The organism is Geopseudomonas sagittaria (assembly GCF_900115715.1).
GTDB lineage: Bacteria > Pseudomonadota > Gammaproteobacteria > Pseudomonadales > Pseudomonadaceae > Geopseudomonas > Geopseudomonas sagittaria.
Window position 1 is genome coordinate 1 of the sequence record NZ_FOXM01000017.1, and the last position, 25,193, is coordinate 25,193.

The 25,193-nt window shown below is 67.3% G+C and carries 25 protein-coding genes; 15 read left to right on the top strand and 10 right to left on the bottom strand.

All coding sequences use genetic code 11. The features are described from left to right. The 3 genes from BM297_RS17575 to BM297_RS17585 form a co-directional block, all read left to right on the top strand. A partial coding sequence (locus BM297_RS17575) for a VCBS domain-containing protein (RefSeq protein ID WP_217648283.1) occupies positions 1-1,683 on the top strand: 1,683 nt, incomplete at its 5' end. After that, the gene (locus BM297_RS17580; protein ID WP_092433876.1) at positions 1,683-3,047 is read left to right on the top strand and encodes an efflux RND transporter periplasmic adaptor subunit; all 1,365 of its coding nucleotides are present in this window, start codon (positions 1,683-1,685) and stop codon (positions 3,045-3,047) included. The genes BM297_RS17575 and BM297_RS17580, both read left to right, overlap by 1 nt. A 2-nt stretch (positions 3,048-3,049) precedes the next feature. Further along, the gene (locus BM297_RS17585; RefSeq protein WP_092433879.1) at positions 3,050-5,152 is read left to right on the top strand and encodes a site-2 protease family protein; all 2,103 of its coding nucleotides are present in this window, start codon (positions 3,050-3,052) and stop codon (positions 5,150-5,152) included. A 233-nt stretch (positions 5,153-5,385) separates the two neighbouring features. On the opposite strand, the gene BM297_RS17590 is transcribed toward BM297_RS17585, so the two are convergent. Beyond that, positions 5,386-6,756 carry a heavy metal sensor histidine kinase gene (locus BM297_RS17590; protein WP_092433882.1) on the bottom strand — a complete coding sequence of 457 codons (1,371 nt, stop codon included), beginning with the start codon at positions 6,754-6,756 and terminating at the stop codon, positions 5,386-5,388. Then, positions 6,753-7,424, bottom strand: a complete 672-nt coding sequence (locus BM297_RS17595; protein WP_092433884.1) for a heavy metal response regulator transcription factor — start codon at positions 7,422-7,424, stop codon at positions 6,753-6,755. Before BM297_RS17595 ends, BM297_RS17590 begins: the two co-directional genes overlap by 4 nt. A gap of 148 nt (positions 7,425-7,572) precedes the next feature. On the opposite strand from BM297_RS17595, the gene BM297_RS17600 reads away from it, so the two are divergent. The 3 genes from BM297_RS17600 to BM297_RS17610 all read left to right on the top strand — a co-directional run bounded on the left by BM297_RS17600 (position 7,573) and on the right by BM297_RS17610 (position 8,813). Next, the gene (locus BM297_RS17600) at positions 7,573-8,073 is read left to right on the top strand and encodes a GlcG/HbpS family heme-binding protein (protein ID WP_092433886.1); all 501 of its coding nucleotides are present in this window, start codon (positions 7,573-7,575) and stop codon (positions 8,071-8,073) included. Between the two features lie 14 nt (positions 8,074-8,087). Next, on the top strand, positions 8,088-8,498 hold the full coding sequence (gene uraH, locus BM297_RS17605; protein ID WP_092433888.1) for a hydroxyisourate hydrolase: 411 nt from the start codon (positions 8,088-8,090) through the stop codon (positions 8,496-8,498). 69 nt (positions 8,499-8,567) lie between these two features. After that, a complete protein-coding gene (locus tag BM297_RS17610; RefSeq protein ID WP_092433891.1) occupies positions 8,568-8,813 on the top strand; it encodes a DUF2790 domain-containing protein in 246 nt (81 codons plus the stop codon). 60 nt (positions 8,814-8,873) lie between these two features. Here the strand turns inward: BM297_RS17610 and gloA are convergent, their stop codons facing one another. Next, positions 8,874-9,266, bottom strand: a complete 393-nt coding sequence (gene gloA, locus BM297_RS17615; protein WP_090313597.1) for a lactoylglutathione lyase — start codon at positions 9,264-9,266, stop codon at positions 8,874-8,876. Between the two features lie 87 nt (positions 9,267-9,353). Further along, positions 9,354-10,571 (bottom strand): argininosuccinate synthase, encoded by a 1,218-nt coding sequence (locus BM297_RS17620; RefSeq protein WP_090313595.1) that lies wholly within the window; start codon positions 10,569-10,571, stop codon positions 9,354-9,356. A gap of 172 nt (positions 10,572-10,743) precedes the next feature. Between BM297_RS17620 and pyrC the strand changes: the two genes are divergently transcribed. The 4 genes from pyrC to bfr all read left to right on the top strand — a co-directional run bounded on the left by pyrC (position 10,744) and on the right by bfr (position 13,454). Next, the gene (pyrC, locus tag BM297_RS17625; protein WP_092433894.1) at positions 10,744-11,790 is read left to right on the top strand and encodes a dihydroorotase; all 1,047 of its coding nucleotides are present in this window, start codon (positions 10,744-10,746) and stop codon (positions 11,788-11,790) included. Beyond that, positions 11,787-12,464 carry a ribonuclease T gene (gene rnt / locus BM297_RS17630; RefSeq protein ID WP_092433897.1) on the top strand — a complete coding sequence of 226 codons (678 nt, stop codon included), beginning with the start codon at positions 11,787-11,789 and terminating at the stop codon, positions 12,462-12,464. Before pyrC ends, rnt begins: the two co-directional genes overlap by 4 nt. A 170-nt stretch (positions 12,465-12,634) precedes the next feature. Next, positions 12,635-12,853 (top strand): bacterioferritin-associated ferredoxin, encoded by a 219-nt coding sequence (locus BM297_RS17635; RefSeq protein WP_092433905.1) that lies wholly within the window; start codon positions 12,635-12,637, stop codon positions 12,851-12,853. 130 nt (positions 12,854-12,983) lie between these two features. Then, positions 12,984-13,454, top strand: a complete 471-nt coding sequence (gene bfr / locus BM297_RS17640; RefSeq protein WP_092433910.1) for a bacterioferritin — start codon at positions 12,984-12,986, stop codon at positions 13,452-13,454. Between the two features lie 65 nt (positions 13,455-13,519). On the opposite strand, the gene grxD is transcribed toward bfr, so the two are convergent. After that, entirely contained in the window at positions 13,520-13,843 is a 324-nt protein-coding gene (gene grxD / locus BM297_RS17645) for a Grx4 family monothiol glutaredoxin (protein ID WP_092433913.1), read from the bottom strand. Positions 13,844-14,123: 280 nt separating this feature from the next. On the opposite strand from grxD, the gene argF reads away from it, so the two are divergent. From argF to BM297_RS17665, 4 genes are all read left to right on the top strand, one after another. Further along, positions 14,124-15,041 (top strand): ornithine carbamoyltransferase, encoded by a 918-nt coding sequence (argF, locus tag BM297_RS17650; protein ID WP_092433916.1) that lies wholly within the window; start codon positions 14,124-14,126, stop codon positions 15,039-15,041. A 14-nt stretch (positions 15,042-15,055) separates the two neighbouring features. Next, entirely contained in the window at positions 15,056-16,150 is a 1,095-nt protein-coding gene (locus tag BM297_RS17655; RefSeq protein ID WP_092433918.1) for an ABC transporter ATP-binding protein, read from the top strand. Positions 16,151-16,477: 327 nt separating this feature from the next. Next, positions 16,478-17,725, top strand: a complete 1,248-nt coding sequence (locus tag BM297_RS17660; protein ID WP_092433921.1) for an alginate export family protein — start codon at positions 16,478-16,480, stop codon at positions 17,723-17,725. 77 nt (positions 17,726-17,802) lie between these two features. Further along, a complete protein-coding gene (locus BM297_RS17665) occupies positions 17,803-18,585 on the top strand; it encodes a type IV pili methyl-accepting chemotaxis transducer N-terminal domain-containing protein (RefSeq protein WP_092433924.1) in 783 nt (260 codons plus the stop codon). 46 nt (positions 18,586-18,631) lie between these two features. Here BM297_RS17665 and ybaK read toward each other — a convergent pair whose 3' ends face one another. Next, positions 18,632-19,099 (bottom strand): Cys-tRNA(Pro) deacylase, encoded by a 468-nt coding sequence (gene ybaK, locus BM297_RS17670; RefSeq protein ID WP_092433929.1) that lies wholly within the window; start codon positions 19,097-19,099, stop codon positions 18,632-18,634. A gap of 117 nt (positions 19,100-19,216) precedes the next feature. On the opposite strand from ybaK, the gene glpD reads away from it, so the two are divergent. Then, the gene (glpD, locus tag BM297_RS17675; protein ID WP_092433932.1) at positions 19,217-20,836 is read left to right on the top strand and encodes a glycerol-3-phosphate dehydrogenase; all 1,620 of its coding nucleotides are present in this window, start codon (positions 19,217-19,219) and stop codon (positions 20,834-20,836) included. A gap of 45 nt (positions 20,837-20,881) precedes the next feature. On the opposite strand, the gene mhpT is transcribed toward glpD, so the two are convergent. The 4 genes from mhpT to mhpD form a co-directional block, all read right to left on the bottom strand. Beyond that, complete coding sequence (mhpT, locus tag BM297_RS17680; RefSeq protein ID WP_092433936.1) at positions 20,882-22,117, bottom strand: 3-(3-hydroxy-phenyl)propionate transporter MhpT; 1,236 nt, start codon at positions 22,115-22,117, stop codon at positions 20,882-20,884. 79 nt (positions 22,118-22,196) lie between these two features. After that, positions 22,197-23,216, bottom strand: coding sequence for a 4-hydroxy-2-oxovalerate aldolase (gene dmpG, locus BM297_RS17685; RefSeq protein WP_092433939.1), 1,020 nt, complete (start codon positions 23,214-23,216; stop codon positions 22,197-22,199). Between the two features lie 11 nt (positions 23,217-23,227). Beyond that, positions 23,228-24,163: an acetaldehyde dehydrogenase (acetylating) gene (locus tag BM297_RS17690; protein WP_092433941.1), complete on the bottom strand. Its 936-nt coding sequence runs from the start codon at positions 24,161-24,163 to the stop codon at positions 23,228-23,230. A 38-nt stretch (positions 24,164-24,201) separates the two neighbouring features. After that, a complete protein-coding gene (gene mhpD, locus BM297_RS17695; RefSeq protein ID WP_092433943.1) occupies positions 24,202-24,996 on the bottom strand; it encodes a 2-keto-4-pentenoate hydratase in 795 nt (264 codons plus the stop codon). Between the last annotated feature and the right edge of the window lie 197 nt (positions 24,997-25,193).

Genomic DNA, 25,193 nt, shown 5'->3' on the forward strand with positions numbered 1-25,193 from the left:
GACGGCACCGAGCACCAGGTCGAAGTCACCATCACCGGCGTCAACGACGCCGCCGTGATCGGCGGCGACGCCGAAGGGGCGGTCACCGAAGACGCCAGCTCGCCGAATCTGACCGATTCCGGCAACCTGACCATCGCCGACGCCGACAGCGGCGAGGCCAAGTTCCGCACCGGCGTCGTCGCCGCCCACGGCACCCTCGGCAGCCTGACCATCGACACCAACGGCGCCTGGACCTACAGCGTCGCCAACAGCGCCGTGCAGTACCTCAAGGCCGGCGAGACCAGGGTCGAGACCTTCACCGTCAAGGCCGTCGACGGCACCGAGCACCAGGTCGAAGTCACCATCACCGGCGTCAACGACGCCGCGCTGATCGGCGGCACCAATACCGGCGCGGTCACCGAAGACCTCAACGTCGACGGTAGCGGCAAGCTCAACGCCAGCGGCAGCCTGACCATCAGCGACGCCGACAACGGCGAGGCCAAGTTCCGCACCGGCGTCGTCGCTGCCGACGGCACCCTCGGCAGCCTGACCATCGATGCCAACGGTGCCTGGACCTACAGCGTCGCCAACAGCGTCGTGCAGTACCTCAAGGCCGGCGAGACCAAGGTCGAGACCTTCACCGTCAAGGCCGTGGACGGCACCGAGCACCAGGTGCAGGTCACCATCACCGGCGTCAACGACGCCGCGCTGATTACCGGGAATGCCAGCGGCTCCGTGCAGGAGGACACGACCCTGTCCACCGGCGGCCGGCTCGCGGTCAGCGATGTCGACAGCGGCCAGGCAGCGTTCGTCGCCCAGCAGGGCGTCGTCGGCAGCTACGGCAGCTTCACCATCGATGCCAGCGGCAACTGGAACTATCTGCTGGATAACGACGCGCGCCATGTGCAGCGGCTGACCAGCAGCGAGACCATGGCCGAGCGCTTCACCGTCCAAACGCTCGATGGCACGTCGCGCGTGATCGAGATCGATGTGCGCGGTCTGGATGACGTCCCCCCCACTCCGCCGCAGCCCCCAGCGCCGGCCGTGCCGACGGCCAGTGAGCCGCCTGCCGCGCCCAGCAGCCCGAGCCCGGCCCCCACTGAGGCGCCGGCCATCGGCAACAGTCCGCTGCAGACCGCGCTGGCCGATGCCAGACCGACGATCAGTAGCGGCGGATCGGCAACGGATGCCCTCGACCCGGTGCAGAGCGCGGCACTCAGCGACGTCTACACCAGCAATAGCGGCTTCCGCGTGGTGGTGATGGATGCGCCCGAGCCGACCCTGGCGATCTACCGTGGCATGGGCGACCAGTACGCCGATGCCGGGGCGGCGAGCAGCTTCTCGATCCCCTACGACGCCTTCGTGCACAGCGATCCGCAAGCACGCGTGGTGCTGGCGGCCATGCAAGCCAATGGCGAGCAATTGCCGGACTGGGTGGTCTTCAACCCGCTGACCGGCAAGTTCGAGGTGAGGGCACCTGCCGGCTTCCGTGGTGACGTGGCCGTCAAGGTGGTCGCCCGCGACAGTCAGGGCCGCGAAGTGAGCGCGCTGTTCCGCATCAGCGTCGGCGAGAAACCGAGCACCACCACCGGCAATGGTCGCGCGGGACTCAGCGAGCAGCTGCGCATGGCTGCCAAGCGACCGGCATTCGCTCTCGCCGACCTGTCGGCTGCCAAGACCGCAACCACGGCGCAGGCACTTTGATGGAGCACGTCGGACAGGAAAGCAACCCGTTGGCGATACTGCTCGAGCTGGGGCACCGGGTGCGACATGCCGCATCCGTGCGCGAGCTTGAGTTCATCGCGGTGAACGACAGCCACCAACTGGTGCCCTATCGCCAGGCGGCGCTGTGGTCGTCCAGGCAAGGCATCGCCAGTCTGTCCGGGGTTATCCAGGTCGAGGCCAACGTACCCTATGCCCAATGGCTGGCCAAGGTCTGCCGGCACCTGGCCGACAGCGCACCGATGGTTGCCCGGGTCGATGCCGCCGCGCTGCCCGCACAGCTCGGCGCGGAGTGGGCCGAATGGCTGCCACGCCACGCTCTGTGGCTGGGGTTGGCCGACGACAGCAGCGAGGCCGGACAGGCACCTGCCGACGGCGGATTGCTGCTGGCCCGCGACCTGCCGTGGACGGATCGGGAGCAGGCCCTGCTGGCCGAATGGGCGGACATCTGGCGGCATGCCTGGCAGTCGCGCCGAGCACCGCAGCGCTGGCCATGGGGTCGGCGCAAGGCGCAGACTACCGAAGCCAGGCGGCGCTGGTGGCAGTCGACGGCGTTGCGCTGGGCCGTGGCGGGCGTGCTGATCGCCATGGTGCCGGTGCGCCTGAGCGTGCTCGCTCCCGGCGAGCTGGTCCCGGCACATCCGGCGATGATACGTGCGCCCCTGGAGGGCGTGATCGACACCTTCCATGTCCAGCCCAACCAGGCGGTCAGCCAGGGTCAGCCGCTGTTCGGCTTTGACGAGGCACTGATCCAGTCGCGCCTGGAGGTCGCCCGCCAGTCGCTGGCGACGGCCGAAACCGAGTATCGACAGACCATGCAGCAGGCGCTGCTCGATCCCAAGTCCAAGGCGCAACTCGCCGTGCTTACCGGAAAGATCGAGGAAAAGCGCAGCGAAGTCGTGTTCATCACCGACCAGCTGAGTCGTGCACGGGTACTGGCGCCCCGCGACGGCATCGCGCTGTTCGACGATCCTTCCGAGTGGGTCGGCCGGCCGGTCACCGTGGGCGAGCGCATCATGCGCATCGCCACGCCCGGCGATGTCGAGGTGGAGGCCTGGGTGCCGCTGGCCGACGCCATTCCCCTGGAGGAGGACGCGGCGCTCAGCCTGTACCTGAACGCCAGCCCGCTCGATCCGGTGCAGGCGAACCTGCGCTATCTGGCCCATGACGCCGTGCAACGTCCGGACGGCAGCTATGCCTACCGCCTGCGTGCCCGTCTCGCCGAGCCGACCGGTCACCGCGTCGGCCTCAAGGGCAGCGCCAAGCTGCGTGGCCGCTGGGTGCCGCTGGTCTACTGGATGCTGCGCCGACCACTGGCCAGCATTCGCACGACGATCGGGTGGTAGCCATGGGCTTGCCGCAACTGCGCGAGGAGCTGGACCTGCTGCCCGGTCCCGTCATGGCCGACGGCCAGCCGAGCTGGACGCTGCACGACCCGGTGCGCAATCGCTTCTTCAGCATCGACTGGCCGACCTTCGAGATCCTGCAGCGCTGGTCGTTCGACGATCCCACGGCGATTGCCGAAGCGATCGGGGTGAATACCACCCTGCAGCTGAGCGGCGCGGACGTGCAGCAGGTCGCTCGCTTCCTGCTCGACAACCAGTTGCTCAAGCCCGCCGGCGCAGGCAGTGCGCGCCAGCTGGCCGAACGGCGAGCGCGCCAGGAGGGCAGCCGGCTGAAGTGGCTGCTGCACCACTATCTGTTCTTCCGCGTGCCACTGTGGCGCCCGGATGCCTGGCTCGGTCGCTGGCAGCATCTGGCCGGCCTGTTCTACACCCGCAGCTTCGCTCTGCTGACGCTGCTGGCCCTGACCCTGGGTCTGTCCCAGGTCGTGCGCCAGTGGGACGGCTTCCTCGCATCGCTGGTCGACACCTTCAGCTGGGAAGGCCTCGCGGCCTATGGCGTGGCGCTGGTACTGGTCAAGCTGCTGCATGAGCTGGGACATGCCTTTACCGCCAAGCGATTCGGTTGTCGAGTGCCGACCATGGGTGTGGCCTTCCTGGTCCTGTGGCCGATGGCCTATACCGACACCAACGAAACCTGGCGGCTGACCAGTCGCTGGCAACGCCTGCAGGTCGCCGCGGCCGGCATTCTCACCGAGCTGGTGATCGCCGCCTGGGCTACCTTTGCCTGGGCGCTGCTGCCCGACGGCGAGCTGCGCTCGGCGGCCTTCGTGCTGGCCACCACCAGCTGGGTCGCCACCCTGGCGATCAACGCCAGCCCGTTCATGCGCTTCGACGGCTACTTCATCATCGCCGACTGGCTGGACATGCCCAACCTGCATGAGCGCAGCTTCGCCCTGGCGCGCTGGAAGCTGCGCGAGTGGCTGTTCGCACTCGGCGAGGAGCGCCCCGAACATTTCTCCCGGCAGCGCGAAATCGGGCTGATCGCCTTTGCCTGGGCGACCTGGATTTACCGCCTGGTGGTGTTCCTCGGCATCGCCGTACTGGTCTACCACTTTTTCATCAAGATCGTCGGGATCTTTCTCTTTGTCGTGGAAATCGTCTGGTTCATCGCCATGCCCATCCGTCATGAACTGCAGGCCTGGCAGCAGCGCTGGCCACTCATCCGCAGACGCCGACGCGGCCGGCTCAGCTTCCTGCTGCTGCTCGGCCTGATCGCCCTGCTGCTGGTGCCCTGGCCCGGGCGGGTGCATTCCAGCGGCGTGCTGCGGCCGGTGGAGATCTGGCCATTGTTCGCCCCCGGCCCCGCGCAGGTGGAACGCTTTGCCCTCGGCGAAGGCCAGCCGGTGACCGCAGGAGCGGAGCTGATCCGTCTTGCCGCCCCCGAACTGCAGCTGCGCCGCGAGGGCCTGCTGGCTCGCATCGAGGCGCTGCGCTGGCAGGCCGCCTCGGCCGGTTTCGGCGACGACTCGCGCGCACGCCTGCAAAGCAGCCAGGAAGAACTGGCCACCGCCACGGCAGAGTTGGCCAGCCTCGACGAGGAACTGAGTCGCTACGCCCCCAGGGCGCCCTTCGCCGGCCGCCTGCGTGACGTGGATCCCGATCTGCATGATGGGCAGTGGTTGGCTGCCAAGGAGCCGATTGCTCTGCTGGTCGGCCAGCAAGGCAATCTGGTGGAAACCTATCTGGACGAGTCCTCCGTCAAGCGCATCCGGGACGGCGACCGCGCGCTGTTCATCGCCGATGCCGGAGACGGCCCACTGCTTACCCTGCGGGTCATCAACATCGATACGGATGCCTCGCGGGTGCTGAACACCGGCATGCTCGCAGCCCAGGCCGGCGGGCACATCCTGACCCGTCCGCGCGACGACCAGCTGGTGCCGGAACATGCCGTCTATCGCGTCACGCTGGCCGTCGACTCGCCACTGGGCAGCCTCGCGGGGCAGTCCTGGCGCGGCCACGTGGTGGTGCATGCACGCTGGGAGGCCCCGGCCTGGCATTACCTGCGCAATGCGCTGGCGATTGTGGTGCGCGAGGCCAGCTTCTGAATCGACACAGGCCGCCATGCCGAGAGACATGCGGCCTTTGTGCAGTCGCGCGGCACGGCTACGACAGCTCGTCCTTGTCGCCGATAGTCCTACTCCCCCCATCGAAGAACAAAAACTCATTTGCCCCGCAGCCCGGCAGGCGCGCAAAGCGTCCGGACACACGACAGCGGCCCGTTGCCTAAAGCAAGAACCTATGCGACAAAATCGATTCTGCACAATTACAGCTCGCGAAATCACGGCCGTCCCAACGGGAAAAGCAACATAAAGCGCGTGCCGTGCTCGCCGCTTTCGACCCGCACACTGCCGCCGTGCAGCTGCATGATCGAACGCACGATAGCCAGGCCGAGGCCACCGGTGTCGCCGGGCCGCGCGCGCGAGGGATCGCAGCGGTAGAAGCGCTCGAACAGGTGCGGCAGGTGCTCGGCGCCGATCGGCTCGCCCAGATTATGCACACTGACTTCGAGCCGCCCGTCGCGCAGCTGGCTGGCCACGGTCACCGCGCTGCCCGGCGCGGCATGGCGCAGGGCGTTGGCCAGCAGGTTGGCCAGAGCGCGGCGCAACAGGCCCGGGTCGGCCTGCAGGGTGCCCTCGGCGCGGTTGACCAGCTGCAGTTCGCGCTCCTCGGCCATGCCCTCGAAGTACTCGCACAACTGCTCGACCAGCCCGTGCAGGTCGACCACCTCGCGGTTCACCGAGGCCTGCGGCTGCGCGGTGCGGGCGAGGAACAGCATGCTGTCGATCATCCGCGCCAGCCGCTCGTATTCCTCCTGGTTGGAGGCCAGCAGGTTCTGGTAGTCCTCTACCGAGCGGGGGTGGCGCAGGGTCTGCTGGGTGTGCCCCATCAGGTTGCTCAGTGGCGTGCGCATCTCGTGGGCGAGATCCTCGGAAAAGCGCGACAACTGGGCGAAGCCATCCTCCAGGCGCGCCAGCATCTGGTTCAGCGCCACGCTCAGGCTGCGCAGCTCGCTGACCTCGCGGAGTTCGTCGAGACGCAGGTGCAGGCGCTGCACGTCGATGGCCTGCGCCCGCGCCGCCAGCTCACGCAGCGGACGCAAGCCGCGCAGGCTGACCAGCCAACCGAGCAGGAAGGCCAGCACGGCCCCGGCGGCCAGCGCCAGCCAGAGTTTCAGCCGGTAGGCGGCGAGCATCTGGCTGCGCTCGGCGAGCAGCTTGCCGGCGATCAGGGTCAGGCCGCGGCCTTCGTGTTCGACGTGCAGCCAGGCCAACCGCGCCGGCTCGGCCGCCAGGGCGTCCTGCAGCTGCACCGCCGGCCCGCGCGGCAGCCGCGGCACGGCCAGTGCGGCGGGGTTGATCTCGATCAGCACCTGCCCGCTGTCGCTGACGATCCACAGCAGGCTGTCGCGGTTGCCCAGCATGTTGGCGTACAGCTGCGGCCGCTGGCGCAGCGCCTCGATGCTCGCACTGTCGTCGAGCAGCGTGCGCATGCGTTCCAGGCGCCCGAGCAGGGCCTGGTCGTCGCGCCAGGCGATTTCCCGCTCCAGCGACTGGTACAGGTAGAAGCCGATGGCGCCGAGCAGCAGTACGCCGACCAGGGCGAACAGCAGCGCCAGGCGCAGGCTCAGCGCACGCGGCCACAGGTTCACGGCTGCACTTCCAGCACATAGCCCATGCCGCGCACGGTGTGGATCAGCTTGAGCGAGTAGGGATCGTCGATCTTGGCGCGCAGGCGGCGGATGGCCACGTCGACCACGTTGGTGTCGCTGTCGAAGTTCATCTGCCAGACCTGCGAGGCGATGTAGGCGCGCGACAGCACCTCGCCCTCGCGGCTGAGCAGCAGATGCAGCAGGGCGAACTCCTTGTTGGTCAGGCTGACGCGCTCGCCCGCACGAGTCACCCGGCGGCGCAGCAGATCCAGCTCCAGGTCCGCCACGCGGAACTGCTCGACCTCGCGCGGCGGCCCGCGGCGCAACAGAGTACGCACCCGCGCCAGCAGCTCGGCATAGGAAAACGGCTTGACCAGGTAGTCGTCGGCCCCCAGCTCCAGGCCCTTGACCCGATCCTCCACCGCGTCGCGAGCGGTGAGGAACAGCACCGGGGTCGGCAGCCGGCGGCGGATCACCTGCAGCAGCTGCCAGCCATCCAGCCCCGGCAGCATGACGTCGAGAATGATCAGGTCGAACTCGCCTTCCTGGATCAGGTGCAACCCGTCCAGGCCGTTCAGCGCCACCTCGACCAGATAGCCGGACTCGCCCAGACCCTTGCGCAGGTAGTCCGCGGTCTTCAGCTCGTCTTCCACCACCAGAATGCGCATCGCGGCCTCCCCAAAGTCCCGCATAGGCTAGGCCGTTCCCGGGTTTTCTCCCATTACAAATTGGTAATCCGCCGGCAATCGGTTTGACGGGCGGGCGCAGGCACCATGGCCGCCACTCGCTCCCTGGAGCCCCTTGAAGGAGAAGCCCATGTCCATTCGTACCGCCCGACTACCGCTGCTTGGCCTGGCCCTGTGCGCCGCCAACGCCTTCGCCGCCCCGGCCCAGATCGAGCAGCGCCAGGATGTTTCGCTGGCACTGGCCAACCAGCTGCTCGACGCCACCCTGGCTGCCTGCCATGCCGACGGCCGCTCGGCGGTTGCCGCGGTGGTCGACCGCGGCGGCAACCTGGTGGCGGTGCAGCGCGACGACAACGTCGGCCCGCACAACACCCTCGCCGCCCAGCGCAAGGCCTACACCGCGCTGTCGACCAAGACCGCCACCCGCCTGCTGGCCGAGCGGGCGCGTAGCAACCCGGAAGCGGAAAACCTCAACACCCTCGACGAACTGCTGCTGCTCGGCGGCGGGGTGCCGCTGCAGGTCGACGGCGAAGTAATCGGCGCCATCGGCGTGGCCGGCGCCGGCGGTGCGGCCATCGACGAAGGCTGCGCCCTGCAGGCCATCGCCCAACTGCTACCGCAAACCCACTGAATCAGGAGACCCCCATGAACACGCTCAAGACACTCTTTGCCGGCGCGCTGCTCAGCGGCCTGTCGTCCCTGGCCCTGGCGGCTGGCAACCCCCTCAGCGTGCATGTGCTGAACCTCGAGAACGGCCTGCCCTCGCCGGACGTGACCGTCACCCTGGAGAAGCGGGACGGCCAGCAGTGGACCGCGCTCAACAGCGCCGTCACCAACCAGCAGGGCCGCATCACCGCGCTGTTCCCGGAAGGCCAGGCGCTGGAGAAAGGCACCTACCGGGTGACCTTCAAGACCGGCGAGTGGTTCGCCAAGCACCAGGCCGCGACCTTCTTCCCCGAAGTGCCGGTGATCTTCACTGCCGACGGCAGCGTGCCGCACTATCACATCCCGCTGCTGCTCAGCCCCTACGGCTACTCGACCTACCGCGGCAACTGATCCCTTTCACCACGGTGCCCTGCCCCGTCCGCGACGGCGGCAGGCACCCTGTATTCCACAGGTTCGACCATGAATATGCGCCTCATCGCCCTTCCCCTGCTGCTGGCGGCCGGCCTTGCCCAGGCCAGCGACAACGACGTGCAGCCCTACCGCTACGGCAACCAACTGGATGTCGAGCAGGTACTGCGGATCGATACGCCGGCCAGCCCTCGCTGCGAACTCGTCACCTCGGTAATGACCTACCGCGACTCCAGCGACAGCCTGCGCAAGCTGTCCTACCTCACCACCTCCGAGGCCTGCACACGGCAGAACTGAGTGGCTGCCCCGAAACGACGAAGCCCCGCACATCTGGCGGGGCTTCGTCGTTTCGGGCTATCAGTCCTTGCGATGCGGCGACAGCAGCTCGATCTTGTAGCCGTCCGGGTCCTCGACGAAGGCGAGGATGCTGGAGCCGTGCTTCATCGGCCCCGGCTCGCGGGTGATCTTGCCGCCACGGGCGCGGATGTCCTCGCAGGCCTTGTAGACGTCCTCGACTTCCAGGGCGATGTGGCCGTAGCCGGTGCCCAGCTCGTAGCTGTCCACGCCCCAGTTGTAGGTCAGCTCGATCACGCTGTTGTGCGCCTCGTCGCCGTAGCCGACGAAGGCCAGGGTGAACTGGCCGTCCGGGTAGTCCTTGCGGCGCAGCAGGGTCATGCCCAGCACTTCGGTGTAGAAGGCTATCGACTTGTCCATATCGCCGACGCGCAGCATGGTATGCAGCAGTCTCATCAGGGATCTCCTTGGCTTTTCAGAAGGCACAAAGCATGACCCCGGCACGCGGCCGGGGTCATGGTCAGGCACGGTGCAGACAGCTTATCAGAGCGGGCTGCGACCCTTGCCGGCAGCGATGCGCATGCGCAGCGCGTTGAGCTTGATGAAGCCACCGGCATCGGCCTGGTCGTAGGCGCCGGCATCGTCCTCGAAGGTGGCGATGTTGGCGTCGAACAGCGAGTCGTCGGACTTGCGGCCGACCACGATGACGTTGCCCTTGTACAGCTTCAGGCGCACCACACCGTTCACGTTGACCTGGGAGGCGTCGATCATCTGCTGCAGCATCAGACGCTCCGGGCTCCACCAGTAGCCGTTGTAGATCAGGCTGGCGTATTTCGGCATCAGCTCGTCTTTCAGGTGGGCCACTTCGCGGTCGAGGGTGATCGACTCGATGGCGCGGTGGGCGCGCAGCATAATGGTGCCGCCGGGGGTCTCGTAGCAGCCGCGCGACTTCATGCCGACGTAGCGGTTCTCGACGATGTCCAGACGGCCGATGCCGTTCTCGCCGCCGATCTTGTTCAGGGTGGCCAGCACGGTCGCCGGGGTCATCTCGACGCCGTCGATGGCGACGATGTCGCCGTTGCGGTAGGTCAGCTCGAGGTAGGTCGGCACGTTCGGCGCGGCTTCCGGGGACTTGGTCCAGCGCCACATGTCTTCTTCGTGCTCGGTCCAGGTGTCTTCCAGCACGCCGCCCTCGTAGGAGATGTGCAGCAGGTTGGCGTCCATGGAGTACGGCGACTTCTTCTTGCCGTGGCGCTCGATCGGGATCTCATGCTTGGCGGCGTAGTCCATCAGCTTCTCGCGCGACAGCAGGTCCCACTCGCGCCAGGGAGCGATCACCTTGACGCCCGGCTTCAGCGCGTAGGCGCCCAGCTCGAAGCGCACCTGGTCGTTGCCCTTGCCGGTGGCGCCGTGGGAGATGGCGTCGGCGCCGGTCTCGTTGGCGATCTCGATCAGGCGCTTGGCGATCAGCGGACGGGCGATGGAGGTACCCAGCAGGTACTCGCCTTCGTACACGGTGTTGGCGCGGAACATCGGGAAGACGAAATCGCGGACGAATTCTTCGCGCAGGTCGTCGATGTAGATTTCCTTGACGCCCATCGCCTGTGCCTTGGCACGCGCCGGCTCGACTTCCTCGCCCTGACCCAGGTCAGCGGTGAAGGTCACCACTTCGCAGTTGTAGGTATCCTGCAGCCACTTGAGGATCACCGAGGTATCCAGGCCGCCGGAATAGGCCAGAACTACCTTTTTTACGTCCGCCATTCGTTACTCCACGGGGGGTTGCTACGAAAAAAAGCATTCTAGCCGCCCCTACCGCGAATTTACAGGGGGCGCGCGGCCCCGCACGGCGGCCGGCCGGCGCTGCAGCGTGACCGTCCGGCGGCTTTTCGGTAGCATCACGCCCCACGAGTCACCCCGCCTGGAAATCCCCCGCATGTCCGACCGCCTGACCCTGCTGCGTCCCGACGACTGGCACATCCACCTGCGCGACGGCGCCGCCCTGGCGCACACCGTGCCCGATGCCGCACGCACCTTCGGCCGCGCCATCATCATGCCCAACCTGGTGCCGCCGGTACGCAACGCCGAGCAGGCCGCGGCCTACCGCGAGCGCATCATCAAAGCCCGTCCGGCTGGCAGCCGCTTCGAGCCGCTGATGGTGATCTATCTCACCGACAACACCACGGTCGAGGAGATCCGCGCGGCCAAGGCCGGCGGGCTGGTGCACGCCGCCAAGCTGTACCCGGCCGGCGCCACCACCAACTCGGATTCGGGCGTCACCGCCGTCGACAACATCTTCGCGGTGCTGGAGGCAATGGCCGAGGTCGGCCTGCCGCTGCTGGTGCACGGCGAGGTGACCCACGCCGACATCGACGTGTTCGACCGCGAGAAGCGCTTCATCGACGAGAACCTGCGCCGGGTGGTCGAGCGCTTCCCGACCCTCAAGGTGGTGTTCGAGCACATCACCACCTTTGATGCCGCGCAGTTCGTGCAGGAGGCTTCGGCCAACGTCGGCGCCACCATCACCGCCCACCACCTGCTGTACAACCGCAACCACATGCTGGTCGGCGGCATCCGTCCGCACTTCTATTGCCTGCCGATCCTCAAGCGCAACACCCACCAGGAAGCCCTGCTGGATGCCGCCACCAGCGGCAACCCGAAGTTCTTCCTCGGCACCGACTCGGCGCCGCACGCCCGTCACGTCAAGGAAGCCGCCTGCGGCTGCGCCGGCTGCTACACCGCGTTTGCGGCCATCGAGCTGTACGCCGAGGCCTTCGAGCGCCGCGACGCGCTGGACAAGCTGGAAGGCTTCGCCAGCCAGTTCGGCCCGGACTTCTACGGCCTGCCGCGCAACACCGACACCATCACCCTGATCCGCGAGGACTGGGTCGCCCCGACCGAACTGCATTTCGGCGACCACCAGCTGGTGCCGCTGCGCGCTGGCGAGAAACTGCGCTGGCGCGTACAGGAGAGCAAGGCATGAGCGAGCAGATCGATTACGAAGAGTACGAACAGGAAGTCCACGGCGGCGGCCTGAAGCCACCGATGGCACGCCGCTTCCGCGGCTTCCTGCCGGTGGTGGTGGACGTCGAGACCGGCGGCTTCAACTGCGCCACCGACGCCCTGCTGGAGATCGCCGCGACCACCATCGCCATGGACGACGACGGCCTGCTCTATCCCGAGCACACCTCGTTCTTCCGCGTCGAGCCGTTCGAGGGCGCCAACGTCGAACAGGCCGCGCTGGACTTCACCGGCATCAAGCTCGGCCACCCGCTGCGCATGGCGGTCAGCGAGGAGCAGGCGCTCGGCGAGATCTTCAAGAGCGTGCGCAAGTCGCTGAAGTCCAGCGGCTGCAAGCGCGCGGTACTGGTCGGCCACAACTCGAGCTTCGACCTCGGCTTCCTGAATGCCGCGGTCGCCCGCACCGGCATCAAGCGCAACCCGTTCCACCCGTTCTCCAGCTTCGACACCGCCACCCTCGCCGGCCTCGCCTACGGCCAGACCGTGCTGGCCAAGGCCTGCCAGGCGGCGGACATCCCGTTCGACAACCGCGAGGCGCACAACGCCCGCTACGACACCGAGAAGACCGCCGAGCTGTTCTGCGGCATCGTCAACCGCTGGAAGGAAATGGGCGGCTGGATCGATTTCGACGAGTGACGCCGTCGCGTTGCCACCTCCCGAAAACCCGGCCCCGGCCGGGTTTTTCATGCCTGCAATCCGGGCGCCAACCGCCGCACCCACACGACAAATGGTCATTGCTCGTGTTTGACAATACTTCTCATTAAAACTAGGATCGATGCATCAACCGACTGCTTGCGGGTAGCGCCATGTACGTCTGTCTTTGCCTGGGTGTCACCGACCACCAGATTCGCGATGCCATCTACGAGGGCTGCTGCAGCTATCGCCAGGTGCGCGAGGCCACGGGTGTCGGCACCCAGTGCGGCAAGTGCGCCTGCGAGGCCAAGAACCTGGTGCGCCACACCATCCACGACGTGCATCAGGCCCAACTCGCCCTCGCCCACCCGGCGGCCTTCGCCGCCGCCTGAATCCAGTCCCCCGGCATCCTGGCGCTCCGTTGCACGGAGCCCGCCAAGCTTGCAGCCGCCTGCATTTGACAGCCCCCCAAGCCCGACACAGACTCCTTGTCTATCCATAACCGGCAAGGCGGGCCCCGGCATGAAAGGCGACAAGAAAGTCATCCAGCACCTGAACAAGATCCTCGGCAACGAACTGGTAGCCATCAACCAGTACTTCCTGCACGCGCGCATGTACGAGGACTGGGGCCTGGAGAAGCTCGGCAAGCACGAGTACAAAGAATCCATCGACGAGATGAAGCACGCCGACAAGCTGATCAAGCGCATCCTGTTCCTCGAGGGCCTGCCCAACCTGCAGGATCTCGGCAAGCTGCTGATCGGCGAGAACACCAAGGAAATGCTCGAGTGCGACCTCAAGCTCGAACAGAAGGGCCTGCCCGATTTGAAGGAAGCCATCGCCTATTGCGAGAGCGTCGGCGACTACGGCAGTCGCGAACTGCTGGAAGACATCCTCGAGTCCGAGGAAGAACACATCGACTGGCTGGAAACCCAGCTCGACCTGATCGGCAAGGTCGGCCTGGAGAACTACCTGCAGTCGCAGATGGGCGAGTAAGCGCCCACAACGAAAAAGCCCCTCATGGCGAGGGGCTTTTTCGTATCTTTATATGTAGCGCGCGATCACTCGCCCTTGTTTACCGCCGCCTTGATCAGCGGCTGCAGCTCGCCCTTCTCGTGCATTTCGAGAATGATGTCGCTGCCACCGACCAGCTCGCCGCCCACCCACAGCTGCGGGAAGGTCGGCCAGTTGGCGTACTTCGGCAGGCTGGCGCGGATTTCCGGGTGCTGCAGGATGTCGACATAGGCGAACTTCTCGCCACAGGCCATCACCGCCTGCGAAGCGCGGGCGGAAAAGCCGCACTGCGGCGCGTTGGGCGAGCCCTTCATATACAGCAGCACGGGGTTGCTGGCGATCTGGTCTTTGATGGTTTCGATGATGTCCATGGTCTACCTCAACTGAAGGTTTTCCGGTCCCTGACCGGCGGGATGCGCCGATTGTAACGGAAAGCCAAGCACTGCGCTCGGTCTCTCGAGATGCTTGCCGCGACCACTGCGTGCCCCGACTGGCGGGCAGCGCCGCCCCGTGTGCCGGTTTGCGCAGTCGCATTATTTCCTTATAAGATCGTTTCTTTTTCGAGTACCGCACAGTGCGGTCCCGCCGCAGTTTTCGCCCGTTCCTAATAAAACCGGACATTTCTGCGGCCTGTCTTACAGGTAGTGAATAATGAGTGTACGGCACTTTCTCTCGCTGATGGACTGCACGCCCCAGGAGCTGGCCAGCCTGATCCGCCGCGGCATCGAGCTGAAAGACCTGCGCAAGCGCAGCGTACTCTACGAACCGCTGAAGAACCGCGTACTGGGCATGATCTTCGAGAAGGCCTCGACCCGCACCCGCGTATCCTTCGAAGCCGGCATGATCCAGCTCGGCGGCCAGGCCATCTTTCTCTCGCCGCGCGACACCCAGCTCGGCCGCGGCGAACCGATCAGCGACTCGGCCATCGTCATGTCGAGCATGCTCGACGCGATCATGATCCGCACCTTCGCCCACCAGAACGTGCTCGACTTCGCCGCCAACTCGCAGGTGCCGGTGATCAACGGCCTGACCGACGATCTGCACCCCTGCCAGCTGCTGGCCGACATGCAGACCTTCCACGAGCATCGCGGCTCGATCCAGGGCAAGACCGTGGCCTGGGTCGGCGACGGCAACAACATGTGCAACACCTACGCCCAGGCCGCCGTGCAGTTCGACTTCCAGCTCAAGGTCGCCTGCCCGCAGGGCTACGAGCCCAAGCAGGAATTCCTCGACCTGGCCCAGGGCCGCGTGACCGTGCTGCGCGACCCGCAGGAAGCCGTGGCCGGCGCTCACCTGGTGAGCACCGACGTGTGGGCCTCGATGGGGCAGGAAGAAGAAGCCGCTGCGCGCATGCAGCGCTTCGCGCCCTACCAGGTCAGCCGCGCGCTGCTCGACCACGCCGCCAGCGACGTGCTGTTCATGCACTGCCTGCCGGCCCACCGCGGCGAGGAAATCAGCGTCGACCTGCTCGACGACCCGCGCTCGGTGGCCTGGGACCAGGCGGAAAACCGCCTGCACGCACAGAAGGCTCTGCTGGAGTTCCTCGTCGAACACGCCTACCCCGCATAGGACGCGCCGCCGCCATGAACCACACCCTGCTGCTCAAACTCCGCGACCTCGCCTGCGGCTACCGTGAACAGCGGGTGGTGCAGAACCTCAACCTGCACCTCAACGCCGGCGACATCGGTTGCCTGCTCGGCCCGTCCGGCTGCGGCAAGACCACCACCCTGCGCGCCATCGCCGGCTTCGAGCCGGTCCATGAGGGCTGCATCGAGCTGGCCGGCGAGGCCATCTCCCGCCCCGGCTTCACCCTGGCCCCGGAAAAGCGCCGCATCGGCATGGTCTTCCAGGACTACGCGCTGTTTCCGCACCTGACCGTGGCCGAGAACATCGCCTTCGGCATCCGCCAGCATCCGCAGCGCGAGCGCATCGCCGCCGAGATGCTCGAACTGGTACAGCTCGGCGCGCTGGGCAAGCGCTATCCCCACGAGCTGTCCGGCGGCCAGCAGCAGCGCGTCGCCCTGGCCCGCGCGCTGGCCCCGGAACCGCGGCTGCTGTTGCTCGACGAACCGTTCTCCAATCTCGACGTCGAACTGCGCCGCAGCCTCAGCCAGGAAGTGCGCGAGATTCTCAAGTCGCGCGGTACCAGCGCCATCCTGGTCACCCACGACCAGGAGGAAGCCTTCGCCGTCAGCGACCAGGTCGGCGTGTTCAACCATGGCCACCTCGAGCAGTGGGATACCCCGTTCAATCTCTACCACGAGCCGCTGACCCCCTTCGTCGCCAGCTTCATCGGCCAGGGCTACTTCGTCCGTGGCCAGATGCTCAGCCACGACACGGTGCAGACCGAGCTCGGCGTGATCCGCGGCAACCGCGCCTACCAGTGGGCACCGGGCACCGCGGTGGACATGCTGCTGCGCCCGGACGACATCGTCCATGCGCCGGGCAGCCCGCTCAAGGCGCGCATCGTCGGCAAGTCGTTCCTCGGCGCCGCCACCCTGTACCGCCTGCAACTGCCCACCGGGACCCGCCTCGAATCGCTGTTCGCCAGCCATGACGACCACCTGGTCGGTGAGGAAATCGGCATCCAGGTCGCCGCCGACCATCTGGTCGCCTTCCCCGCCCAGGGCAGCGTCGCCGCCCAGGTGAGCCTCCCGCAAGCCCGCGCGCTCGGCTGATCGCCCACCGGCACTCGCCCGACACACCAACCGCCCACGCACGACAACCGCGCACGCCTTTCAGCGCCGCGGCCTGAGCTGCGCTGCTCCCCGACAAGGCAGCGCGGGCCGAAGCGGTGCAGCGCCCGCGCCGCAACGGCCCCCCTCCGGCGCATAACCCGCGACAAACGGTAGGCCGCCACCCTGGCACGAGTCCTGCTTTAGCAAGCCCCGGTCAGCACAACGGCGTGTCTGCCATCTTCCGACAACGACGTCACAGCATCTCCCTCGTACAGAGCGGCGGAGGCTGTGGCGTTTTTTCGTTTTGGGCCACAAGGAACGCTCGCAATGCGCATGATGAAACTCTCGCTGCTGTCGCTCGCCATCGCCGCCAGCACGACCAGCCACGCCACCTTCGCCGCCGAGGACTTCGGCAACCTGTTCACCGCGGGCAAGGTCGGCATCGATGCCCGCTACCGCTACGAACACGTCGACCAGAACAATGCCCTCGACCACGCCAACGCCCAGACCCTGCGCACCCGCCTGAGCCTGCAGAGCGGCAAGTGGTACGGCCTGTCCGCGCTGGTCGAGGCCGACAACGTCGCGCGCCTGGGCGATGCCGCCTACAACGACACCCGCAATGGTCAGACCGGCCACTCGGTGGTCGCCGACCCGGACGGCAGCGAGATCAACCAGGCCCTGCTGCGCTACGAGCACAATGTGGGCAACGCGGTACTCGGCCGCCAGCGCATCAACCTCGACAACCAGCGCTTCGTCGGCGGCGTCGCCTGGCGGCAGAACGAACAGACCTACGACGCGGTGCTCGGCCAGCTCAAGCCGCTCGACGGCCTGACCCTCACCTACGCCTACCTCGACAACATCAACAGCATCTTCGGCCCGGACAACGGCCGCTTCGCCAATCGCAGCAATCCGGCCAACATCGAGGGCCACAGCCACCTGCTCAACGCCCAGTACGTGCTGCGTCCGGAGCTGACCGTCACCGCCTATCACTACCTGCTCGGCCTCGACAACCTCGCCCTGAGCGCCGCCGGCGCCTACGGCACGCTGTCCAGCCAGACCAGCGGCGTGCGCCTGAACGGCGCGGTGCAGGGCATCTCCTACGCCCTCGAGTACGCCCAGCAGCAGGACTACGCCGACAACCCGCAGGAGCTGGACAGCGACTACTACCTGGCCGAGCTGGGCTACAGCCTCGCCGGCGTGCAGCTCAAGGCCGGCTACGAGGTGCTCGGCGGCGATAACGGCAGCGGCAACCGCGCCTTCCAGACGCCGCTGGCGACCAAGCACGCCTTCCAGGGCTGGGCCGACCAGTTCCTCACCACCCCGGCCGACGGCATCCGGGACGCCTATCTCGGCGCCAGCACCGCGCTGCTCGGCGGCACCCTGCAGGCCTGGTACCACGACTTCCGCGCCGAGGAAGGCAGCAGCCAGTACGGCGAGGAGCTCGACCTGTCCTATGGCCGGGCGATCCCCGGGATCAAGGGGCTGACCGGCCTGGTCAAGTACGCCCGCTACGATGCCGACGAGTTCTCCGTCGACACCGACAAGTTGTGGCTGCAGCTGCAGTACAGCTACTGATTCAGCGGGCTCCGGAGGAGCCCGTCACCCTGCTGGCGGCGCCCTGCGCCGCCACGTCCAACCCAAGGAAAACCGTCATGATCAAATGCCTTGCTCTCCCCCTGCTGCTCGTCCTGGGCCTGTGCAGCCCACTGACCCAAGCCGCCATCGACAACGCCGAAGCGGTCAACCTGTCCGGCATGCAGCGCATGCTCAGCCAGCGCATCGCCAAGAGCTACCTGATGATCGGCACCGAGGTGCGCGCCGACGAGGCCAACGTCCAGCTCGACCAGAGCATGGCCACTTTCGAGAAGAACCATCTGGCGCTGGTCGAATACGCACCCAACGAAGCCATCCGCAGCGAACTGACCAAGGCCGGCGGACTGTGGCAGCGCTATCGCGAGCTGGCCCTGAGCAGCCCGGACAAGCAGCGCGCCGTCGCGCTGCTGGGGCTGAGCGACGAGCTGCTGGCCCAGTGCGAGAAGGTGGTCCAGCTGATCGAGCGCCACACCGGCAACAACAGCGCCTGGCTGGTCAACCGCAGTGGCCGCCAGCGCATGCTCAGCCAGCGCATCGCCAAGCTGTACCTGGCGCGCAGCTGGCACCTGCCGGTCAACGAGCTGGACGAGCAGTTCAAGCAGGCGGTGAACGAGTTCGGCCAGGCCCTGATCGAACTGCAGAACGCCAAGCAGAACACCCGCGAGATCAGCGCGGCGCTGAGCAAGGCCGACGCCCAGTGGCAGTACTCGCGGGTCGGCTTCGAGCTCTCCGCGGAAGGCCGCTACGTGCCGACGGTGATCGCCATCACCACCGAAAGCCTGCTGACCCAAATGCAGGAACTGACCGTGGCCTACACTGCGCACATGCAGAGCGAGTCGTGACCCGCCGCGGGCATGGGCAAGGCGCACGCCCCTGCCCGTACCAGCGCTAGCGGCCGATGGCCGCAAAGCCGGCCTGGGTGTGCTGTGCCAGCACCTCGGCCGCCAGCTCCACCTCCAGGCCACGGCGCCCGGCGCTGACGAACACGCTCGGGAACGCCCGCGCCGACTCGTCGATGAAGGTGCGCAGGCGCTTCTTCTGGCCCAGCGGGCTGATGCCGCCGAGCAGATAGCCGGTGGCGCGCTGCGCCGCGCCGGGGTCGGCCATCTCGGCCTTCTTCACGCCCGCCGCCTGGGCCAGCGCCTTGAGGTCTAGACTGCCGGCCACCGGCACCACCGCTACCAGCAGTTCACCCTTCTCGCTGGCGGCGAGCAGGGTCTTGAACACCCGCTCCGGCGCCAGACCGAGCTTCTCCGCCGCCTCCAGGCCGTAGGACGGCGCCTTGGGATCGTGGCTGTAACTGTGAACTGTGTGGGGGGCGCGAACTTTCTTCAACAGATCTATGGCGGGAGTCATGCTGGCTTCATGAAAACGGACGAGAATGGAGTCAAAGGTAACGCAAAAGCCAACAGTCGGGCAGCCATGCCCAAGCATCTGGCCATGGACCGACAGACAAGAAAAGGCGCCGCCATCATGACAGCATCCTCCCCCTTCACCGCGCCGCTGGCCGAGGTCTACGACCTGGCCGTGATCGGCGGCGGCATCAACGGTTGCGGCATCGCCGCCGACGCGGCAGGACGCGGCCTGGCGGTGTTTCTCTGCGAGCAGCATGACCTGGCCGCGCACACCTCCTCGGCCAGCAGCAAGCTGATCCACGGCGGCCTGCGCTACCTGGAACACCACGAGTTCCGCCTGGTGCGCGAGGCCCTCGGCGAACGCGAGGTGCTGCTCGGCATGGCGCCGCACCTGGTGCGGCCGATGCGCTTCATCCTGCCGCACCGCCCGCACCTGCGCCCGGCGTGGATGATCCGCGCCGGCCTATTTCTCTACGACCATCTGGGCGCCCGCCACAGCCTGCCCGGCTCGCGCCACCTGACCTTCGGCGCCGGCTGCCCGCTGAAGGCGGAGATCAGCGAAGGCTTCGAGTATTCCGACTGCTGGGTCGACGACGCGCGCCTGGTGGTGCTCAACGCCATGAGCGCCCGCGAACACGGCGCGCACATTCACACCCGCACCCGCTGCATCGGCGCGCGGCGCAGCAAGGGCCTCTGGCACCTGCAGCTGGAGCGCGAGGATGGCAGCCGCCTGTCGCTGCGCGCGCGCAGCCTGATCAACGCCGCCGGCCCCTGGGTCGAGCAGGTGCTGCGCGAGGGCCTCCACCAGCCCAGCAGCAGACACATGCGCCTGATCCAGGGCAGCCACATCGTGGTGCCACGCCTGCACGACGGCGAGCAGGCCTACATCCTGCAGAACACCGACGGGCGCATCGTCTTCGTCATTCCCTACCTGCAGCGCTTCAGCCTGATCGGCACCACCGACCGCGAGTACCACGGCGACCCGGCAGCGGTGCAGATCAGCGACGAGGAAATCGATTACCTGCTCGAGGTGGTCAACGCGCACTTCCGCAAACAGATCGAGCGCCGCGACATCGTCAGCCACTTCGCCGGCGTGCGCCCGCTGTACGACGACGCCAGCGGCAATCCCTCGACGATCACCCGCGACTACCACCTCGAACTGTCCGACGAGCGCGGCAGCCCCCCCCTGCTGTCGGTGTTCGGCGGCAAGCTGACCACCTACCGCAAGCTGGCCGAGGCGGCGCTGGAGCAACTGGCGCCGTTCCTGCCGCACATGGGGCCGCCGTGGACGGCGAGCAGCAAGCTGCCCGGCGCCGAGGAGCTGGAGTCGGTGAGCGCGCTGGCCGAAGCGCTGTGCGACGCCCATGGCTGGCTGGCCAGCGACCTGGCCCGGCGCTGGGCGGGCAGCTACGGCACCCGCGCCTGGCAGCTGCTGGAGGACGTGCACTGCCTGATGGACCTGGGCGAGAACTTCGGCGCCGGCCTGTACGCCCGCGAGGTGGACTACCTGTGCGAGGAGGAGTGGGCGCAGAGTGCCGAGGACATCCTCTGGCGACGCAGCAAGCTCGGCCTGCTGCTCGGCCCGATGCAGCAGCAGAAGCTGGTGCGCTACCTGCAAACGCAAAAAACCGGCGGCAGCGAGGCTGCCCCGGTTGTCGTGCACGGTCGGCTGGTGCCGCGCGCGGTGCCGCCGCAGGCGGGCAACGAGGGGGCATCGCCCCGGCCACTGCAGCGTTAGCTGGCCAGCGGCGGCCCCGCACGGGGACCGTCGCTGCGCTGACGATCAGCTCTTGCGCGAGCGCACGAACAGGTAGAACACCGCGATGCCGGCCACCACCAGCCCCGGCGCCGAGGCGGCCATCACCCCGACGGTGCCGGTGCCCAGGGCGAGCATCTTGCCGGCCACCAGCGGGCCACTCATGGCGCCCAGGCGACCGACCGCCACCGCGGTGCCGACGCCGGTGGCGCGCACCTCGGTGCGGTAGAACAGCGGCGCCAGCGCATACAGCACGCCCTGCCCACCGGTGGCGAACATGCCGGCGGCGAAGCCGGCCACCAGCATGCTGGCGAAGCTCTCGGCCATGCCGAGGGCGGCCAGTGCGGCGAGCAGGCCGAGATAGATCAGTCCGGCGATGCCCAGCGGGCGCAGGGTGTTCATCAGCACGCCGAGCATCAGGGTGCCGACGGTGGCGCCGATCTGCAGGGAGAAGATCACCCAACTGGCCTGCACGCCGCTGAAGCCCTGACCGACCAGCAGGCTCGGCAGCCAGCTGATCAGCATGTACACCACCATCAGAGTGAAGAAGTAGGCGACCCACAGCAGCACGGTCGGCAGCGCCGCGCCGTTGTGGAACAGGCCCTCGAGCACCGGGACACGCGGCTCTTCGCTGGTCGACTCCTGGCGGGCCTTGAAGGCCGCCGACTCGGGCAGCCACAGCGCCAGCAGCGGCACCACCAGCAGCGGCAGCACGCCGCCGACGTAGAACGGCACGGTCCAGTCGTCGAAGTAGCCGACGATGCCGATCATCGCCGCCAGCGCGGCGCCCAGCGGCACGCCGCAGTACATCATGCTCACCGCAGTGCCGCGCAGGCGCTCACCGGCGGCTTCCGAGCACAGGGCGATCAGGTTGGGCAGCGCGGCGCCGAGGCCGACACCGGTCAGCAGGCGCGCGACGATCAGGCTGTTCAGGTCCCAGGCGTGGGCGGTGGCAATGGAGAACACGCCGAACAGCGCCACGGAGGCGATCAGCACCTGCTTGCGGCCGATACGGTCGGCCAGCCAGCCGCCGACCAGGGCGCCGGGCAGCAGGCCGAGGATGCCGGCACTGAACACCCAGCCCATCTGCAGCTTGTCCAGTTCGAAGGCGGCGGCCATGCCGCGGGCGGCGATACCCGGCGCCTGGAAGTCGATGCCTTCCAGTACGGCGACGGCAAAGCACAGGGCGATGGTCACCCAGGTGCGACGGCTGTCTTGATTCACGGCAGTGGTCTCTGTGTGTTGCGCAGTGTAGGTCGTCATTATTGTTGTGCCTCTCATTTGGGGGGGACGACGACGACCGGCCGCCTTACGGCAGCCGGGATGGTTCTTTTTTCAGGAATCAGCGCTTGAGCAGGTCCAGGGCGACGTCGACGATCATGTCTTCCTGGCCGCCGACCATGCGGCGCTTGCCCAGTTCGACGAGGATGTCGAGGGTCTTCAGACCGTACTTCTCGGCGGCCACTTCGGCGTGGCGCAGGAAGCTCGAGTAGACGCCGGCGTAGCCGAGGCCGAGGGTCTCGCGGTCGACGCGCACCGGACGGTCCTGCAGCGGACGCACCAGGTCGTCGGCGGCGTCCATCAGGCGATACAGGTCGGTACCGTGGTTCCAGCCCATGCGCTCGGCGGCGGCGATGAACACCTCCAGAGGAGCATTACCGGCACCGGCACCCATGCCGGCCAGGCTGGCGTCGATGCGGTCGCAGCCCTCTTCCACCGCGGTGATCGAGTTGGCCACGCCGAGGCTGAGGTTGTGGTGGGCGTGCATGCCGGTCTGGGTCGCGGCATCCAGCACGGCCTTGAAGGCGCGCATGCGCTCACGGATGTCCTGCATGTTCATCGCGCCACCGGAGTCGGCCATGTAGATGCACTGCGCGCCGTAGCTTTCCATCAGCTTGCCCTGCGCCGCCAGCTGCTCGGCCGGGATCATGTGGCTCATCATCAGGAAGCCGACGGTGTCCATGCCCAGGCTGCGCGCGTACTCGATGTGCTGCTTGGAGACGTCCGCTTCGGTGCAGTGGGTGGCGATGCGCACCGAACGGGCACCGGCATCAAAAGCGGCCTTGAGGTCGTGGACCGTGCCGATGCCGGGCAGCAGCAGCACGGTGATCTTGGCGTGCTTAATGACGTCGGCGGCGGCCTCGATCCACTCCAGGTCGGTGTGCGCGCCGAAGCCGTAGTTGAAGCTGGAACCCTGCAGGCCGTCGCCGTGGGTGACTTCGATGGAATCGACGCGGGCCTCGTCGAGGGCGCGGGCGATGTCCTGCACGTTCTGCAGCGAGTACTGGTGGCGCACCGCGTGGCTGCCGTCGCGCAGGGTGACGTCGGAGATGTACAGCTTCTTGCTCGGGTCGAAGGTCATGGCGCTTCTCCTCAGGCGTTGATCATGGAAAGCGCCATGCGCTCGGCGGTAGCCAGCGCGGCGGAGGTCATGATGTCGAGGTTGCCGGCGTAGGCCGGCAGGTAGTGGGCGGCGCCTTCGACTTCGAGGAACACCGAGGTCTTCAGACCGGAGAAGGTGCCGTGGCCCGGGATGGTCAGCGGCTTGTCTGCGGGGATGACGTCGAACTGCACCTTCTGCTTGAGGCGGTAGCCCGGCACGTAGGCCTGCACGGCCTGGGCCATTTCCTCGACCGAAGCCTCGACCTTGGCCTGGTCGACCGCTTCGGACAGCACGAACACGGTGTCGCGCATGATCAGCGGCGGTTCGGCCGGGTTCATGACGATGATCGCCTTGCCCTTGGCGGCGCCGCCGATCACTTCGATGGCCTGGGTGGTGGTCTCGGTGAACTCGTCGATGTTGGCGCGGGTGCCCGGGCCGGCGGATTTCGAGGCGATCGAGGCGACGATCTCGGCGTAGTGCACCTTGGCCACGCGGGAGACCGCGGCGACCATCGGGATGGTGGCCTGGCCGCCGCAGGTGACCATGTTGACGTTCAGCGCATCCAGGTGCTCTTCCAGGTTGACCACCGGCACGCAGTACGGGCCGATGGCGGCCGGGGTCAGGTCGATCAGGCGGATGTTCGGCTTGAGCGAGCGCAGGAAGGCGTCGTTCTTCACGTGGGCGCCGGCGCTGGTGGCGTCGAAGACGAAGTCGATGTCCTGGAACACCGCCATGCGGGTCAGGCCTTCGACACCCTCGTGGGTGGTGGCCACGCCCATGCGGGCGGCGCGGGCCAGACCGTCGGAGGCCTGGTCGATGCCGACCATGGCGCCCATTTCCAGATTCTGGCCGTGACGCAGGATCTTGATCATCAGGTCGGTACCGATGTTGCCGGAGCCGATGATGGCGACTTTGAGTTTTTTCATGTTTGGTCTCACTGCTGCACCCGGATCGGGCGAGGAAATCACTCGGCGCTGAAGCTGACGCCGACCTGGCCGATGCCGTCGATCTCGGCCTCGAAGCGGTCGCCGGCGGCCACGCCGACCATCGGGCCGAGGGCGCCGGTGAGGATCACGTCGCCGGCCTTGAGCGGCTCGCCGAGGCGGGCCATGGTGCGCGCCAGCCACACCGCGGCATTCAGCGGATGGCCGAGGCACTCGGCGCCGCTGCCGCTGGACACTTCCTCGCCGTTGCGGGTCATGCGCATGGCGGCCTGGCGCAGGTCGACGTCCTGGATGCGCCGCGCCGGGCCACCGAGCACGTAGCAGCCGCTGGAGGCGTTGTCGGCCACGGTGTCGACGAAACGGATGTTCCAGTTCTGCACGCGGCTGCCGACGATCTCCAGCGCCGGCAGCACCCAGCCGGTGGCGTCGAGCAGTTCGGCGAAGGTGGTGTCGGCGCGCGGCAGGTCCTTTTCCAGGATCAGGGCGATCTCGGCCTCGATCTTCGGCTGCAGCACGCGGCCGAACGGCACCACCTCGTTGTCGCCGTAGCCCATGTCGGCGAACAGGGTGCCGAAGTCCGGCTGGTCGACGCCGAGCTGGGCCTGCACCTTGGGATTGGTCAGGCCGATCTTGCGGCCGACCACGCGGCGGCCGTTGGCCACGCCGTGGGCGATGTTGAGGCGCTGGATGGCGTAGGCCGCCGCACCGTTGTCCACGCCGATCAGATCGCGCAGCGGCTCGACGGCCACCCCGCTCGCCTCGGCCTCGCGCAGGGCGGCGGCCAGTTGTTCCAGGGTCTGTTGGGTCACGCTCATGAGTTACCTCGGGGTGCGCGCAAATCGGGTGCCGCCGCTGATCCGCGAATGCGTCGCGGGCGCTTGGCTGTCGGTGGTCCGGCAGCGAGCGACGGTCAGAGCACGGGGCGCTTGACCGTATCTGCACTGGGGCCTTTGTTGTCGCCGCGAGTATAGGAACGGCCGAAAAAGCCCGACAATGAAAAATCACCAACGCG

What these genes read in the sequence shown, in the direction of transcription:
- BM297_RS17580 (WP_092433876.1), top strand. Translation starts at nt 1,683, where the DNA reads ATGGAGCACGTCGGACAGGAAAGCAACCCGTTGGCGATACTGCTCGAG.
- BM297_RS17585 (WP_092433879.1), top strand. Translation starts at nt 3,050, where the DNA reads ATGGGCTTGCCGCAACTGCGCGAGGAGCTGGACCTGCTGCCCGGTCCC.
- BM297_RS17595 (WP_092433884.1), bottom strand. Translation starts at nt 7,424, where the DNA reads ATGCGCATTCTGGTGGTGGAAGACGAGCTGAAGACCGCGGACTACCTG.
- BM297_RS17600 (WP_092433886.1), top strand. Translation starts at nt 7,573, where the DNA reads ATGTCCATTCGTACCGCCCGACTACCGCTGCTTGGCCTGGCCCTGTGC.
- uraH (WP_092433888.1), top strand. Translation starts at nt 8,088, where the DNA reads ATGAACACGCTCAAGACACTCTTTGCCGGCGCGCTGCTCAGCGGCCTG.
- BM297_RS17610 (WP_092433891.1), top strand. Translation starts at nt 8,568, where the DNA reads ATGAATATGCGCCTCATCGCCCTTCCCCTGCTGCTGGCGGCCGGCCTT.
- gloA (WP_090313597.1), bottom strand. Translation starts at nt 9,266, where the DNA reads ATGAGACTGCTGCATACCATGCTGCGCGTCGGCGATATGGACAAGTCG.
- BM297_RS17620 (WP_090313595.1), bottom strand. Translation starts at nt 10,571, where the DNA reads ATGGCGGACGTAAAAAAGGTAGTTCTGGCCTATTCCGGCGGCCTGGAT.
- pyrC (WP_092433894.1), top strand. Translation starts at nt 10,744, where the DNA reads ATGTCCGACCGCCTGACCCTGCTGCGTCCCGACGACTGGCACATCCAC.
- rnt (WP_092433897.1), top strand. Translation starts at nt 11,787, where the DNA reads ATGAGCGAGCAGATCGATTACGAAGAGTACGAACAGGAAGTCCACGGC.
- BM297_RS17635 (WP_092433905.1), top strand. Translation starts at nt 12,635, where the DNA reads ATGTACGTCTGTCTTTGCCTGGGTGTCACCGACCACCAGATTCGCGAT.
- bfr (WP_092433910.1), top strand. Translation starts at nt 12,984, where the DNA reads ATGAAAGGCGACAAGAAAGTCATCCAGCACCTGAACAAGATCCTCGGC.
- grxD (WP_092433913.1), bottom strand. Translation starts at nt 13,843, where the DNA reads ATGGACATCATCGAAACCATCAAAGACCAGATCGCCAGCAACCCCGTG.
- argF (WP_092433916.1), top strand. Translation starts at nt 14,124, where the DNA reads ATGAGTGTACGGCACTTTCTCTCGCTGATGGACTGCACGCCCCAGGAG.
- BM297_RS17655 (WP_092433918.1), top strand. Translation starts at nt 15,056, where the DNA reads ATGAACCACACCCTGCTGCTCAAACTCCGCGACCTCGCCTGCGGCTAC.
- BM297_RS17660 (WP_092433921.1), top strand. Translation starts at nt 16,478, where the DNA reads ATGCGCATGATGAAACTCTCGCTGCTGTCGCTCGCCATCGCCGCCAGC.
- BM297_RS17665 (WP_092433924.1), top strand. Translation starts at nt 17,803, where the DNA reads ATGATCAAATGCCTTGCTCTCCCCCTGCTGCTCGTCCTGGGCCTGTGC.
- ybaK (WP_092433929.1), bottom strand. Translation starts at nt 19,099, where the DNA reads ATGACTCCCGCCATAGATCTGTTGAAGAAAGTTCGCGCCCCCCACACA.
- glpD (WP_092433932.1), top strand. Translation starts at nt 19,217, where the DNA reads ATGACAGCATCCTCCCCCTTCACCGCGCCGCTGGCCGAGGTCTACGAC.
- mhpT (WP_092433936.1), bottom strand. Translation starts at nt 22,117, where the DNA reads ATGACGACCTACACTGCGCAACACACAGAGACCACTGCCGTGAATCAA.
- dmpG (WP_092433939.1), bottom strand. Translation starts at nt 23,216, where the DNA reads ATGACCTTCGACCCGAGCAAGAAGCTGTACATCTCCGACGTCACCCTG.
- BM297_RS17690 (WP_092433941.1), bottom strand. Translation starts at nt 24,163, where the DNA reads ATGAAAAAACTCAAAGTCGCCATCATCGGCTCCGGCAACATCGGTACC.
- mhpD (WP_092433943.1), bottom strand. Translation starts at nt 24,996, where the DNA reads ATGAGCGTGACCCAACAGACCCTGGAACAACTGGCCGCCGCCCTGCGC.